This window comes from Rhizobium sp. Leaf311 (genome assembly GCF_001423445.1).
In the GTDB taxonomy this organism is placed as follows: Bacteria; Pseudomonadota; Alphaproteobacteria; order Rhizobiales; family Rhizobiaceae; genus Agrobacterium.
In genome coordinates this window covers 173,389-186,380 of record NZ_LMNZ01000002.1, presented here as the reverse complement: position 1 = coordinate 186,380, position 12,992 = coordinate 173,389, and the positions used below count along the sequence as shown (strand labels likewise).

Annotated in this window: 16 protein-coding genes; 8 read left to right on the top strand and 8 right to left on the bottom strand. The window is 56.9% G+C overall.

Going from position 1 to position 12,992, the window contains the following annotated elements; genetic code table 11:
- Positions 1-24: 24 nt before the first annotated feature.
- From ASF69_RS05040 to ASF69_RS05030, 3 genes are all read right to left on the bottom strand, one after another.
- Positions 25-780, bottom strand: a complete 756-nt coding sequence (locus ASF69_RS05040; protein WP_062585971.1) for an amino acid ABC transporter ATP-binding protein — start codon at positions 778-780, stop codon at positions 25-27.
- On the bottom strand, positions 777-1,457 hold the full coding sequence (locus ASF69_RS05035) for an amino acid ABC transporter permease (protein ID WP_062585969.1): 681 nt from the start codon (positions 1,455-1,457) through the stop codon (positions 777-779). The genes ASF69_RS05040 and ASF69_RS05035 overlap by 4 nt, the downstream gene beginning before the upstream one ends.
- A 105-nt stretch (positions 1,458-1,562) precedes the next feature.
- A complete protein-coding gene (locus ASF69_RS05030) occupies positions 1,563-2,336 on the bottom strand; it encodes an amino acid ABC transporter substrate-binding protein (RefSeq protein ID WP_062585967.1) in 774 nt (257 codons plus the stop codon).
- Positions 2,337-2,710: 374 nt separating this feature from the next.
- On the opposite strand from ASF69_RS05030, the gene minC reads away from it, so the two are divergent.
- The 3 genes from minC to minE are packed head-to-tail and all read left to right on the top strand — an operon-like array spanning position 2,711 to position 4,549.
- Positions 2,711-3,448 (top strand): septum site-determining protein MinC, encoded by a 738-nt coding sequence (minC, locus tag ASF69_RS05025; RefSeq protein ID WP_062585965.1) that lies wholly within the window; start codon positions 2,711-2,713, stop codon positions 3,446-3,448.
- Positions 3,449-3,479: 31 nt separating this feature from the next.
- Entirely contained in the window at positions 3,480-4,292 is an 813-nt protein-coding gene (gene minD / locus ASF69_RS05020; protein WP_062585963.1) for a septum site-determining protein MinD, read from the top strand.
- Entirely contained in the window at positions 4,289-4,549 is a 261-nt protein-coding gene (gene minE, locus ASF69_RS05015) for a cell division topological specificity factor MinE (protein WP_062585961.1), read from the top strand. Before minD ends, minE begins: the two co-directional genes overlap by 4 nt.
- A 65-nt stretch (positions 4,550-4,614) precedes the next feature.
- On the opposite strand, the gene ASF69_RS05010 is transcribed toward minE, so the two are convergent.
- The gene (locus tag ASF69_RS05010; protein ID WP_062585959.1) at positions 4,615-5,811 is read right to left on the bottom strand and encodes an MFS transporter; all 1,197 of its coding nucleotides are present in this window, start codon (positions 5,809-5,811) and stop codon (positions 4,615-4,617) included.
- A gap of 114 nt (positions 5,812-5,925) precedes the next feature.
- On the opposite strand from ASF69_RS05010, the gene ASF69_RS05005 reads away from it, so the two are divergent.
- Positions 5,926-6,771, top strand: a complete 846-nt coding sequence (locus tag ASF69_RS05005; RefSeq protein ID WP_062585957.1) for a helix-turn-helix transcriptional regulator — start codon at positions 5,926-5,928, stop codon at positions 6,769-6,771.
- On the opposite strand, the gene ASF69_RS05000 is transcribed toward ASF69_RS05005, so the two are convergent.
- Positions 6,754-7,677, bottom strand: coding sequence for a LysR substrate-binding domain-containing protein (locus ASF69_RS05000; RefSeq protein ID WP_062585955.1), 924 nt, complete (start codon positions 7,675-7,677; stop codon positions 6,754-6,756). The genes ASF69_RS05005 and ASF69_RS05000 overlap by 18 nt on opposite strands.
- Before the next feature lie 94 nt (positions 7,678-7,771).
- Here ASF69_RS05000 and ASF69_RS04995 point away from each other — a divergent pair, with 94 nt between their 5' ends.
- Together ASF69_RS04995 and betC are read left to right on the top strand one after the other, a co-directional pair.
- Complete coding sequence (locus tag ASF69_RS04995) at positions 7,772-8,725, top strand: choline ABC transporter substrate-binding protein (RefSeq protein ID WP_062585953.1); 954 nt, start codon at positions 7,772-7,774, stop codon at positions 8,723-8,725.
- 14 nt (positions 8,726-8,739) lie between these two features.
- On the top strand, positions 8,740-10,254 hold the full coding sequence (betC, locus tag ASF69_RS04990; protein ID WP_062585951.1) for a choline-sulfatase: 1,515 nt from the start codon (positions 8,740-8,742) through the stop codon (positions 10,252-10,254).
- 467 nt (positions 10,255-10,721) lie between these two features.
- Here the strand turns inward: betC and ASF69_RS04985 are convergent, their stop codons facing one another.
- Both ASF69_RS04985 and ASF69_RS04980 read right to left on the bottom strand, forming a co-directional pair.
- On the bottom strand, positions 10,722-10,973 hold the full coding sequence (locus ASF69_RS04985) for a hypothetical protein (RefSeq protein WP_156461994.1): 252 nt from the start codon (positions 10,971-10,973) through the stop codon (positions 10,722-10,724).
- A gap of 126 nt (positions 10,974-11,099) precedes the next feature.
- The gene (locus ASF69_RS04980; RefSeq protein WP_062585946.1) at positions 11,100-11,612 is read right to left on the bottom strand and encodes a cupin; all 513 of its coding nucleotides are present in this window, start codon (positions 11,610-11,612) and stop codon (positions 11,100-11,102) included.
- A gap of 161 nt (positions 11,613-11,773) precedes the next feature.
- Between ASF69_RS04980 and ASF69_RS04975 the strand changes: the two genes are divergently transcribed.
- Entirely contained in the window at positions 11,774-12,082 is a 309-nt protein-coding gene (locus ASF69_RS04975; protein ID WP_062585944.1) for a hypothetical protein, read from the top strand.
- Positions 12,083-12,106: 24 nt separating this feature from the next.
- Here the strand turns inward: ASF69_RS04975 and ASF69_RS04970 are convergent, their stop codons facing one another.
- On the bottom strand, positions 12,107-12,346 hold the full coding sequence (locus tag ASF69_RS04970; RefSeq protein ID WP_062585942.1) for a BrnA antitoxin family protein: 240 nt from the start codon (positions 12,344-12,346) through the stop codon (positions 12,107-12,109).
- A 366-nt stretch (positions 12,347-12,712) separates the two neighbouring features.
- On the opposite strand from ASF69_RS04970, the gene ASF69_RS23330 reads away from it, so the two are divergent.
- On the top strand, positions 12,713-12,992 hold a 280-nt coding region (locus ASF69_RS23330), incomplete at its 3' end, for a nucleotidyltransferase domain-containing protein (protein ID WP_200939036.1).

Below are 12,992 nucleotides of genomic sequence, written 5' to 3'. Positions count from 1 at the left end.
GTAGCGAATGCCGATTTTTTGGGTTCAGAACGTCTGTGCCGCGTTGATGGACGAAACAAAACGGCGCGTCCGCTCCTGTTGCGGTGAGCGGAAAATCGAGTCGGACGAGCCCGTTTCGACCACTTTGCCCGCTTCCAGGAAAACAACGTTGTTTGCAATGCGCGATGCAAGCCGCAGGTCATGTGTCGCCATGACCATGGTCGTGCCTTCACGCGCCAACTGACCAAGCACGTCCACCACCTCTTCCGACAGTTCCGGATCAAGCGCGGATGTTGGCTCGTCGCACAACAGCACCTGCGGCGAGGGACCGAGCGCCCGCGCGATCGCAACGCGCTGTTGCTGGCCGCCGGAGAGATTGGCGGGCCATGCATCGGCCTTGTGTTCCATGCCAACCTTTGTCAGCAGCTCCATGGCGCGCGCCCGCGCCTTGTCGCGCGACCACTTCTGCACGATGAGAAGTCCTTCCATGACGTTTTCAATTGCCGTACGATGCGGGAATAGCTGGAAGTTCTGAAACACCATGCCGGTCTGTCGGCGGATTTTCTGGATCGACTGCCATGCGACCTTCCTACCGAAGGTAAAGCTTATCTCGTCGGTGCCAATCTTGACCGTCCCTTCGGTTGGCAATTCCAGCAGGTTGATGCAGCGCAGCAGCGTGCTCTTGCCGCCGCCTGAAGGGCCGACCAGCGCGGTCACGCTGCCTTCCGCAAAGGTCAGCGAGATGTCCTTGAGGATGACCGCTTCGCCAAAGCGTTTCTCGATGTTTGTAAGCTCGATCATCGGCTGGTCTCCATCATGCCACCATATCGCGCGAAGCGAACCTCCAGTCTGGACTGCAGGTTGGACAGCACGGAGCTGAGCGCCAGATATATCAGCGCAGCCTCGATATAGAGGATCAGGGGTTCATAGGTCGTCGCGACGATCCGTTGTGCGGATTGGAAAAGTTCCGGCACGGTGATGGCTGCGGCGAGCGAGGTGTCCTTGACCAACGATATGAACGTGTTGGAGAGCGGCGGCACCGCAACACGGCTTGCCTGCGGCAGGATGGTGCGCTGCATGGCCTGGCGCCAGCTCATGCCAGTCGAGAATGCCGCTTCCCATTGGCCCTTTGGAACCGACGAAATAGCTGCCCGGATGATTTCGGAGGTATAGGCGCCGACATTCAGCGTGAAGCCGATGAGGGCGGCAGAGAATGCATCGAGAAGAATGCCGACGCTCGGCAGGCCATAAAAGATCACGAAGAGCTGCACCAGAAGCGGGGTGCCGCGGATGACCCAGACATAAAAGCGCGCGAGCAGCCTCAGGGGCATGGGGCCGAACAGCCTGGCAACGGCTGTGGCAAGGCCAAGGATCAACCCGAAAAAGAATGAAAGAAGTGTCAGAGGGATGGTGAACTTGACGCCCGCCCAGAGCAATGTGGGCAGGGAATCCATCATCAGTTGAAGCCAATGTGGCACGTAAAACCCCTTGATGAAAAAAGAAGTCCGGCGCTGACGCCGGACTGTATGATCTGGTTTAGTATGACTTATTTTTCAGCGGGATAATAGACCCCGGACCAGCCCTTACTTGGAGACGTCCTGGCCGAAATATTTGTCCGAGATCGTCTTGTAGGTGCCATCTGCCTTGATGTCGCTCAGCGCCTTGTTGATGGCGGCGACCAGATCCTCGTCACCCTTGCGCACGATAATGCCGGAATAATCCGCATCCGCCTTTTCAGCAACGACCTTGACGGGGGCCTGTGGCTGCTTTTTCTTGAAATCGAAGTAGGAAAGGCTGTCGTTGACGGTCGCATCGGCGCGGCCGGTCAGGACAAGCTGGATCGACTGGTCGAAACCATCGGTGCCGACAAGTTCTGCGCCAGCTTCTGTCGCAAGCTTGCCGAAGTTGCTGGTCAGCGACTGTGCCGATTTCTTGCCCTTCAGGTCTTCAAAACCCTTGATGTCATCGTTTTTAGCGCTGACGATCAGCACGGCCTTGGACGCTATATAGGGCTCGGAAAACGCATATTTCTGTTTACGCGCCTCTGTTATCCCCACCTGATTGATAACAGCGTCGTAACGCTTGGAATCGAGGCCAGCGATAAGACCATCCCATTTGCCCTCGATGAACTCTGCCTTCACGCCCAGCTTCTTGGCGACTGCTTCACCGATTTCGACGTCGAAACCGACCAGCTTGTTGCTGGCATCGTGGAAGGTAAAGGGCGCATAGGTGCCTTCGGTGCCAATCTTGATTGTTCCGGCAGACTTGATCTGGTCAAGGTTCTCGCCGGCATGAGTGAAGGAGAACAGGGCGGCGTTGATTGCTGCCGCTGCCGAAATTGTCTTGAGCCAGTTCATTGGTATTCCTTCCAGAATTTCTAATGGTCTTTCATCCCACAAAAGCTGCACATTGAAATGGCAGAAAGACGCAAAAAGATGCATTTTAGGAGAATATTTTTCTCTTGTTTGTCGCACGCCTGATCGCCCGGCCAGCCACCTCAACGGCGCCAGTTGCCGGAGGCCCAACAATACGTTCTCAGGAGGCCCCGGGGCTCATGGCTGCCCAGGCCAGAATCATGTGTCATTTCAACTGACTGGCGATTCTTTTGGCCTCAAGAAAATGGTGCAAGTCAAGGCCCTCAGGAAGTTAATTTAAGAAGGCCAAAAGGGGTGGCGTTAACCATTTGTTAACCATATCTGGGCTACCTAAAGTCAATGATTTGTTTACCAAGATGACCAAAGTGCTAACAGACTCACGCTCAATCCGTATCAAAGGCCGTTCATTTCTGGCGGTCGTGCTGTCCCCGGAGCAGCCACTGGACCAATGGCTGGAGCGACTCGATGACCTGGCGGCGCGGTCTGCAGGCTTCTTCCTTTCGCGTCCCGTCGTGCTCGACGTTGCGGAACTGAAGCTGGACAAGGCCGGGCTGAAATCGCTTCTGGCCGAACTGGTGTCGCGCAACGTGGCCATCATGGGCATCGAGGGCGCGCGTCCTTCGATGATCGAGCCGGGAATGCCACCTGCGCTCAAGGGCGGCAAGGCAGCCTCCGATATCGAGATCGAGCCGGTGTCGCTTGCGACGACGGCCGAGGTGTCGGAAGAGCCGGCAAAGGCGCCGGTGACAGAGATTCGCAGTGTGGTCCAGTCGCTGATGATCAGCGAGCCCGTTCGTTCCGGCCAGTCGGTCATCTTCCCCGAGGGGGATGTGACCATCGTCGGTTCGGTTGCTTCCGGTGCGGAGGTCATCGCGGGCGGATCGATCCATATTTACGGTGCCTTGCGGGGTCGTGCCATGGCTGGCTCCCTCGGCAATGCTTCTGCGCGTATTTTCTGCAAGAAGCTGGAAGCGGAATTGCTCGCCATCGATGGTGTTTACAAGGTGGCGGAAGACATAGACCCGAAACTTCGTGGTCAGGCGGTCCAGCTTTGGCTGGAGAACGATACGATCAAGGCGGACAAACTCAATTAAGCCGGAAACGGCCAGGAACAGGAGAGCAAGGATGGGGAAGGTAGTCGTCGTTACTTCCGGTAAAGGAGGCGTTGGCAAGACCACGTCGACAGCCGCGCTCGGTGCAGCGTTGGCACAGAAAAAGGAAAAGGTCGTCGTCGTGGACTTCGACGTCGGTCTGCGCAATCTCGATCTCGTCATGGGTGCGGAACGCCGAGTCGTTTATGATCTGGTCAACGTCATTCAGGGCGATGCAAAGCTGCCGCAGGCGCTGATCCGCGACAAGCGTCTGGACACGCTGTTCCTGCTGCCAGCATCGCAAACCCGCGACAAGGATAATCTGACGCCTGAGGGCGTGGAGTGGGTCATCGGCGAACTCAAGAAGCATTTCGACTGGGTTATCTGCGACAGCCCCGCCGGTATCGAGCGCGGTGCAACGCTTGCCATGCGTCATGCGGATGTTGCCGTCGTCGTGACCAACCCGGAAGTGTCTTCCGTCCGCGACTCAGACCGGATCATCGGCCTGCTCGATTCCAAAACGCTCAAGGCTGAACGCGGCGAGCGCATGGAAAAGCATCTGCTCCTGACCCGCTATGACGCGGCACGTGCCGAACGTGGCGACATGCTCAAGGTCGAAGATGTTCTCGAAATCCTCTCCATCCCGTTGATCGGCATTATCCCCGAGAGCATGGACGTTCTGCGTGCATCGAACGTGGGTGCCCCTGTGACCCTGGCCGACGCGAAATCCGCGCCCGCCATGGCATACTTCGAAGCCGCACGACGTCTTTGCGGCGAAGATCTCCCCGTTGTTGTGCCCGGTGAAAAGCGCGGCATCTTCTCAAAGATTTTCGGGAGGGCCGCATGAGCATCTTCAGCCTTTTCCGAAAACAGAAATCGGCACCGCTCGCTCGCGAACGGCTTCAGGTCCTGCTGGCCCATGAGCGCAACGGCGTTGGCAATGAGCTGGTAGCTGTCCTGCGTGAGGAAATCCTCGCCGTCATCGCCAAGCATGTGCAGATTGATAGAGACAAGGTTCACGTGACCATGGACAGCGACGAGCATGTCTCGCTTCTGGAGATCGATGTCGAAATACCATTGAGCGCAAGTCTGCGCGCCGCGTGAACCATCAACACGACGAAAAAAAGCCGCCGGGATGCATGTCCCGGCGGCTTTTCATTTCCGTTGATCTATCGGTGGTTTGGCAACCGCGGCAAGAACACCGTGAGCAGACCAAGCAATGGCATGTATGAGCTGATGCGGTAGACGAATTCTATGCCTTCCCGGTCCGCAAAGACGCCAAGCACGGCTGCCCCGATGCCACCGAAGCCGAAGGCAAAGCCGAAGAACATACCGGCAATCAATCCCACGCGTCCCGGCACAAGTTCCTGGGCAAAGACCACGATAGCCGAGAAAGCCGACGAGAAGATAAAGCCGATCAGGACAACGAGTGTAATCGTCCAGAAAAGATTGGCATAGGGCAACATAAGCGCAAATGGGATGACACCGAGGATCGAAAACCAGATGACGATCCGTGAGCCGAAGCGATCACCAATCGGTCCTCCGAAGAACACGCCCGCTGCCGATGCGCCGAGGAAAAGGAACAGCAGCAACTGCGCATCCTGAACTGAAAGCCCGAACTTCTCGATGGTGTAGAAGGTAAAGTAGCTGGAAATGCTCGCAAGATAGGCATTCTTCGTGGCGGTCAGGATCAGCAGAACGACCAGCGTGATCAGCACCTTGTTTTTGGCCAAGGGCAGGGCGCGACTGACATGGGCGCGGCCAGCTGTGCTGCGGCGGTGACGGCTATACCAGACGCTGACCCATGACAGGACGGCGAAACCGGCAAGCGCAATCAGCGAGAACCAGCTGAGGCTTTGCTGGCCGTAGGGAAGAACGATGAAGGCCGCCAGCAGCGGTCCGATCGCCGTTCCCGTATTTCCACCGACCTGAAAGAAGGATTGCGCCAATCCATGTCTCCCGCCGGAGGCGACACGCGCAACCCGTGATGCCTCGGGGTGGAAAATCGCAGAACCGATGCCAATCATGCAGGCGCCGATCACCAGAACCGGAAAGCTGTGAGCAAAGGCAAGCGTAATCAGGCCAGCGCAGGTGGACAGCATGGCGACAGGCAGGGAAAACGGCATCGGCCACTTGTCGGTCGCAATACCCACTGCTGGCTGCAGAAGCGAGGCGGTGACCTGGAATGCGAAAGTCAGCAGTCCAATCTGGACGAAATCCAGCGCGTAATTTGCCTTTAGCAACGGATAAAGCGACGTCAGCAGGGATTGCATGATGTCGTTGAGCATGTGGCAGAAGCTCGCCGCCGCAATAATGGAAAAGGTCGTTCGTTCGGCATTGAAGCTCGTGCTGGTCACACTCGCCATGGGTCTCTCTCCAGATATCATGCACGGATCGGAATTCGGTTTTTCGGTCCTTGTAACCGCATTGTCCTCGGCCTGCTTTTGTGCTGTGGTCTAGTTTTTACGAGAGTGGGCCAAATGAGAGACGGTTCGTCCCCAGTTGTGGAGTTTCCAGGCGACCACGAGCAGGACTTGATGCTCGATTTTATCGATGGCAACAACGAGTCCCTGGTGGCGCTTCGCCGCGTCTATCAGGACGGGTTCAAAAGCTCTGTCCACTCGCATAAAAAAACCCAACTGTGGTTCGCCCGCAGCGGCGTCGTCATCGTCAGCTCGGGCGACGGCCGCTGGATGCTGCCGCCAGGCCACGGTCTCATCATTCCCGCCGGATTGCTGCATTCAAGCGAGGTCGTCAGCCAGGTTGAAATGCATTCGGTCTATGTGCATTCGGATTTCATCAATCCGGCCAGACCGCGCGTTGTCGAGGTTACCGTGCTTGCTGAAAATCTTATCGCTGAGCTGTTGCAAGATGAGGATGCCATACGAAAGGGTGAGCGCAGGCGCGCACTGGTCATGGAATTGCTGATGGATGAAATAAGTCATCTGCCCGAAAAGCCATTGGGACTTCCTTTCCCGTCCCATCCCAGCATCGCAGCTCTTTGCCGGCAGTTCCTTCGCGCTCCCAAAGCCAATGCCAGCATTGATGATTGGGCGCAGACGCTGGGAATGAGCCGCCGGACATTTACCCGTATGTTCCGCATAGAAACGGGAGTAAGCTTCGTGACCTGGCGACAGCAGGCCTGTATTTTCGCCTCACTGCCACGCCTGGCAAGCGGAGAAACCGTCACGAATGTCGCGCTGGATGCGGGCTATGAAAATGTTTCCGCCTTCACCACCATGTTCCGGCGGATGCTTGGCAGCTCCCCCAGCGCCTATCTCAAGTCTTCCGGAATGCGAGATGCCCTGTCAGCCGTCGCCTCCTAAATCCACGTCGTCCCGGCCTGCATGTGTAAGAAGCCAATCGACCAGTTTCTGGGCGGCGGACTGCCGGTTCTGTGGGTGTACCAGCCAATAGCCCCTTTCCGGTGCCGAGAGCATAGGGCCGACACCAATCAGCGCGCCACTCCTGATGAGTTCATCCACAAGGCCGGACCAGCCAAGTGCAAGGCCTTGACCCTCGATGGCCGATTGGACGACCAGTGAATAGGTATTGAAGCTGATGTCTCCTCTTCCCTGGTCCAGGCTCCGGTCGATTCCGATGTCGGTGAGATAGCTGCGCCAGTCGAACCATGTGGAAGCCCAGGAACTGTCGAGGTGGATGAGCTTGGATTGAGCGAGCTTCTTCGGCGTGATGTTTTTAGGCGGGCAATCCAGGAAACCAGGTGCGCAAACGGGCCGCACCTTCTCGGGAAGCAGCAGCGTTGCATCGTTCCCTGCCTCTACGCGGCTCCCGAAAACAATCAGCACATCGTCACGATCCGCATGATGTTGTCTAGGATTTTGGGTCGCGGCAATCTGGATGTTGACCTCGGGGTAAAGTGCGCGAAATTCCTGCATACGCGGTATGAGCCAAAGCGACGAAACGGCGTAGTCGGTGTGGATCCGTATGGTTGGCCGCTGCGGTGCCTTGAACTCGCGTGCCATTTGGTCGATTTCGCAGACGTTGCGCTCGACGACAGCCAGCAGTCGTGCTCCCTCTACCGTCAATTCGACTCCGCGATGCTGTCGCTTCAAAAGCCGGATGCCAAGCTCCTCTTCCAGACGGCGTATTTTGTAGCTGATGGCGGGTTGTGTCAGCCCAAGCTCCTCTGCGGCTGCGGTGAGACTGCCCTTTCTGCCGATTTCTACCAGCATCCGCATCCATCCAAGGTCGATTGGTCTCTCAGCCATAAAAATTCCTTTTGTCAGGCATCAAAAAATATCCGCTTCACGGAAGAGATCAATCTGTTGATGTTTTATTTTTTCCAAACATGAGGAGACGGCAATGCAGGTGAAAAAGCGTTTAAGGCAGCTCACATCAGGCCTCGTTCTTCTTGCTGGCGCGTTTGCCGGCTCAGCCCAGGCCGCAGACGACGCTGCCTGCAAGACCATTCGCATGAGCGATCCCGGCTGGACAGATATCACCGCGACCAATGGCGTCGCGTCCGTCCTGTTCGGCGCATTGGGCTACGAGGCCGACGTGAAGACGCTTTCCGTGCCTATTGGCTACCAAGCCATGAAAAACAAGGAGATAGACGTTTTCCTCGGCAACTGGATGCCCGCCCAAAAATCCTTTGTCGATGATCTGAATTCTGCAAAAGCCATCGAGGTCGTCGGCCAGAACCTTGAAGGTGCCAAGTTCACGCTGGCCATCCCGTCCTACATGGCCGAAAAAGGTATCAAGAGTTTTGCGGATCTTGCCAAGCATGCAGATGAATTCGATCGCAAGATCTACGGCATCGAGCCCGGCGCTCCCGCCAACCAGAACATCCAGAAAATCATAGCAGACGAGAAATTCGGGCTGAAGGACTGGGAGCTTGTCGAATCCGGCGAGCAGGCGATGCTGGCGCAGGTGGCGCGCGCCGAAAAGTCGAAAAAGGGCGTGGTGTTCCTGGCCTGGGCTCCCCATCCCATGAATGAGAGCTTTTCCATCGAATATCTGGCTGGTGGCGATGATTATTTCGGGCCGAACTTCGGTGGTGCCCAGGTTTATACGCTTGCGCGCACGGGCTGGACGGCGCAATGCCCCAACGCCACGGCCCTGTTGAAGAACCTCAAATTCGATGTCGGAATGGAAAACAAGCTGATGGGAGACATCCTGGGTGGCCAGACGGCGCAGGATGCGGCTAACGCGTGGTTGAAGGCCAATCCGGGCGCCATCGACACCTGGCTTTCAGGCGTCATGACGCTGGATGGCAAACCGGGTGCGCCGGCAGTCAAGGCCGCTGTTGGTCTGTAATAAGGAGTAGATGCATGGCGCGTCAGAATTTTCTTATCCTCATGGTCGATCAGTTGAACGGAACGTTCTTTCCCGATGGACCTGCGGATTTCCTTCACGCGCCACATCTGAAGCAATTGGCGAAGCGTTCCGTGCGCTTCGCCAACACCTATACGGCAAGCCCATTATGCGCGCCCGCTCGTGCATCCTTCATGTCTGGGCAGTTGCCCAGCCGTACGCACGTCTACGACAATGCGGCCGAATTCGCCTCAGACATCCCCACCTATGCGCATCATCTGCGCTCTGCCGGATATTACACCGGGCTTTCCGGCAAGATGCACTTTGTCGGGCCGGATCAGCTCCACGGGTTTGAGGAGCGGCTGACAACAGACATCTATCCTGCCGATTTCGGCTGGACGCCCGACTATACCAAGCCGGGGGAGCGGATTGACTGGTGGTACCACAATCTGGGTTCGGTCACCGGCGCGGGTGTTGCCGAAATCACCAATCAGATGGAATATGACGATGAGGTTGCCTATCACGCAACCCGCAAACTCTACGATCTGTCACGCGGGCTGGACGACCGGCCCTGGTGTCTGACCGTCAGCTTCACCCACCCACATGATCCCTATGTCGCGCGGCGCAAATACTGGGACCTTTATGAGAATTGCCCGGCGCTTGATCCACAGGTCGGCCCGTTGGATTTCGATGAGCAGGACCCGCATTCACAACGGCTTCTGGAAGCATGCGATCACAGGGCGTTCGATATCTCTGCCGAAGAGGTCAGGCGCGCAAGGCGAGGCTATTTCGCCAATATCTCCTATATCGATGACAAGATAGGCGAAATTCTCGATGTGCTGAAGCGGACGCGAATGGATGAAAACACCACGATCCTGTTTTTGTCGGATCACGGAGACATGCTTGGCGAACGTGGCTTGTGGTTCAAGATGTGCTTCTTTGAAGGCGCGTCCCGCGTCCCGCTGATGCTGTCCACCCCTGAATGGGCACCCGCCCGCATCGATCAGCCGGTATCGACGCTCGATGTGACGCCAACCCTGTGTTCGCTCGCCGGACTTGATATCACCTCGCTGAAACGATGGACGGATGGCGAAGACCTGACCGGGCTCGTAAAGCAGACCACCGGCCGCAGTCCTGTGCCGATGGAATATGCGGCGGAAGGATCGATCGCTCCCCTGGTTGCCATACGCGAAGGGCGCTACAAGCTTTGTGTGTGCGAACAGGATCCACCGCTGCTGTTTGATCTCGAAGCAGACCCACAGGAAAGCGTCAATCTCGCGGGCGATCCCAGACACGCGCAGCTGTTGAGTTCGATGACGCAGCAAATCCGAGATCGATGGGACCTCGCAGCCTTTGATGCCTCGGTCCGCGAAAGTCAGGCAAGACGCTGGGTGGTTTACAAGGCGCTGCGCAACGGCGCCTATTTCCCGTGGGATTATCAGCCCCTGCAAAAGGCGTCGGAACGCTACATGCGAAATCACATGGACTTGAATGTTCTGGAAGAAAACCAGCGATACCCGCGAGGCGAGTAGCACACGGGTCCGCCCGGCTGCCCAATTGCACGGAATCGTCAAAATGACATTGCCCAAACATCTCTGATGAGGTATCCAAGCCCCGTGAAAAAATGAGAAATGTCTACGTAGCTCAGCAGGATAGAGCACAGGATTCCTAAATGTAATTGGGGGTTATGGTCGGAAACGCCATAATCGATCTGCTCAAAGTCGGGGAAAGCTTCGTTGCACTCGCAACATGCCAATCCCGAGCCAAGCTCCGGGCGAAAGCCCGTTGAAGGTGTAGAGACTGGATGGGCAGCGCCTAAAAACCGAAAGGTTCATGGCGAAGGGACAGTCCAGACCACGAACGTCTGCGGACGGCGGCTAAAGCCGAAGTGGTATGAATCCTGGGGTCGGAGGTTCGAATCCTCTCGTAGACGCCACTCACATTTTGCCGGACTGTGTACACAACAAGAAGTCCGCACCACCGCACCAGCCACCCCCGCTTACTTCGCCTGTCCAAGGTCTTTCAGCAACGCCTCTATTTCCTGCGAAACAGGCACATCCGGCGGGCGGTCCAGCTTGGCGCGCTGGCGATAGGAAGGGGTCTTCACATACCAGTCGATCAGGGCTGATGCCACTTCCACCGCTCTCTCATCAGTTTTGCTGACGTCGTTTTCCTCACACCAGGCGGTGTGAAACCGGTCAATTTCTTCAAGGTCTTGAGGAGAAAGCAGGGGAAGAGAAGCGTTGGCCACGCGAGAATCCATTTTGCACCGCATTTGAGCAATTTTCGGCTAGTGCAAAACAACAAACCGCGTGGCCGTTTGTTCCGTCAGCCCATCACCCATCTTCGTGAAACCCTTTATTTTACAAGCCCATCATCACCGCATGGTGCTGGCAGCCGTCTCCTGCCACAGCGTAATCAGACCACCAGATGAAGCCAGAACAGGATCGCTGTCTGGTCGGGGTAGCGCCGCAATCGTGGCCAGCATCGCGGCGGTCGGCGCATCGCGCTGAATATCGGCACTTTGCCCGGGCGGATAAGCGCCAACAACCTGAAACTCCGGCGAGCTCTCAATGTTGCGATGCCCCGTTCCCGCAGGCAGTATCAGGCAATCTCCCTGGCTCACATCCAACACAGGCCCATCCGGCCCGCCGAGTTGAAGCTTGGCGCCCCCACGGCCCACGCCCAGAACCTCATGCGCCTGGCTGTGATAGTGGTGATAATCGAAAACGCCGTTGCGCCAAATGCCCGTCCACCCGCAGGCAGCAAACATCGCCTCAAAGTCAGCAGAGCCACCGGCCAAATCAATCTGCCGGTAGATGATGACGGGAAAATTCGGGTTGTTCGGCACCCAGTCGCTCTCGGGCAGCATAAAATGTTCAGTCCGCATGTCGCATCCTCACCATCGCCTTCGCAAGATCATCGCCTGCGAGAGATAACCATCGAAGCCTGATGCGGTTCGATCACATGCAAAACGAAACGAAAGCCACCCCTAATATCCGCCCCCACCCATGCTTGACGTATCAAACACGGCTGGCATTCTCATGAAACATGAGCCAGACGACAGATATCATTGGTGAACTTGTTCGAGATGCCAACCGCATGGAGCGCCTGAATGCGTCCCATAAGCGCCACATGCTGCAGCGCGCCGTGGCAACCATTGAGAATTTGCGCGAAGCCGCAGGCATACCCAAAGGCCCCGGCCACGATACCCTCGCAGATATCAAGACAACCGCCTCAGCGGCAGAACAGGGCTTGGCTGATGATGCTGAGCTGCGGGAAACGTTTCTGCAAGCCGCCGGAATGATCCGAGACCTGCACATCGTCCTGGATAGCGGCACAAAGGTGTCTCTGGTCTAAAACCAGAAACGACCCGCCTCCGCCTCAAGCCTCTTCGTCGCCCTGCGCCAACATATGCGCCCGCAGAACGTCGTTCATCCGCTCCTGCCAGCCGGGGCCATCTTCTTGAAAATGCGCCAGAACGTCGCTGTCGATCTTCAAGCTCACCAGTTCCTTGGTCCCGGGAATAGCCCGTTTCTCCACGGCAGGTGCCGCGACCTTCTTGGGTGCAGAAAACAAGGCTTCGGCTGCGTCTCGTGGGTTTAGCGGTCTGCGGGGTGCCATGGGGTGCTTTCTAAGGGTTGGTGAACCCGCAAGCCAGCGAGTCACAAATGCTTGCGTTGCTTCCACTATCGTCCGGCAGATGCCGCTCCGCAAGGCGGTTCTTGCCCGCTGAGATCGAGAGCGGCAGCCGAGGCGGCAGAATTGAAGGTTTGAACCACCTGGCAGACACCAGTTTCGAGATTGGCGCGACCCGCCACAAGCCACCAGCATCGTGAAACCACCCGCAGCAGAGCCGGTTTGTGCCGCACCACCCAACACCACGAAACGGCCCTTCCCGAAACCGGGATTGTTCTGCTAAGGCAGACAGGCAGTTGGCGCAGGTGAACGTTTGCCCTACCACCTTTCGGGAGTTGCAAGGATTGTGAAATGGACATCGAGCGTCTGAGCCATTTGCCCGAAAAGAAGCGCCGCGAATTGCAGCGCATCGCGCGAATCCTGTTTGATGAATTTGACGGGTCCCTGAAAACCAAGCTCTCGGAAAAGGCCAAACGCGGACGTATCCTAAAGCTTATCCTCTTTGGCTCTTACGCACGCGGCAACTGGGTGGAAGATAGAAAGAGCGGCTACCTCTCGGATTATGATCTGCTCATCGTTGTGAATTATGAGCAGTTTGCCGAAAAATATGATGCTTGGGAAAAAGCCGCCT

Excerpts from the sequence above, each read along its gene's own strand:
- ASF69_RS05040 (WP_062585971.1), bottom strand. The coding sequence starts at position 780 with ATGATCGAGCTTACAAACATCGAGAAACGCTTTGGCGAAGCGGTCATC.
- ASF69_RS05010 (WP_062585959.1), bottom strand. The coding sequence starts at position 5,811 with ATGGCGAGTGTGACCAGCACGAGCTTCAATGCCGAACGAACGACCTTT.
- ASF69_RS04970 (WP_062585942.1), bottom strand. The coding sequence starts at position 12,346 with ATGGCACCCCGCAGACCGCTAAACCCACGAGACGCAGCCGAAGCCTTG.
- ASF69_RS05030 (WP_062585967.1), bottom strand. The coding sequence starts at position 2,336 with ATGAACTGGCTCAAGACAATTTCGGCAGCGGCAGCAATCAACGCCGCC.
- betC (WP_062585951.1), top strand. The coding sequence starts at position 8,740 with ATGGCGCGTCAGAATTTTCTTATCCTCATGGTCGATCAGTTGAACGGA.
- minC (WP_062585965.1), top strand. The coding sequence starts at position 2,711 with ATGACCAAAGTGCTAACAGACTCACGCTCAATCCGTATCAAAGGCCGT.
- minD (WP_062585963.1), top strand. The coding sequence starts at position 3,480 with ATGGGGAAGGTAGTCGTCGTTACTTCCGGTAAAGGAGGCGTTGGCAAG.
- ASF69_RS04980 (WP_062585946.1), bottom strand. The coding sequence starts at position 11,612 with ATGCGGACTGAACATTTTATGCTGCCCGAGAGCGACTGGGTGCCGAAC.
- minE (WP_062585961.1), top strand. The coding sequence starts at position 4,289 with ATGAGCATCTTCAGCCTTTTCCGAAAACAGAAATCGGCACCGCTCGCT.
- ASF69_RS05000 (WP_062585955.1), bottom strand. The coding sequence starts at position 7,677 with ATGGCTGAGAGACCAATCGACCTTGGATGGATGCGGATGCTGGTAGAA.
- ASF69_RS04995 (WP_062585953.1), top strand. The coding sequence starts at position 7,772 with ATGCAGGTGAAAAAGCGTTTAAGGCAGCTCACATCAGGCCTCGTTCTT.
- ASF69_RS05005 (WP_062585957.1), top strand. The coding sequence starts at position 5,926 with ATGAGAGACGGTTCGTCCCCAGTTGTGGAGTTTCCAGGCGACCACGAG.
- ASF69_RS04975 (WP_062585944.1), top strand. The coding sequence starts at position 11,774 with ATGAGCCAGACGACAGATATCATTGGTGAACTTGTTCGAGATGCCAAC.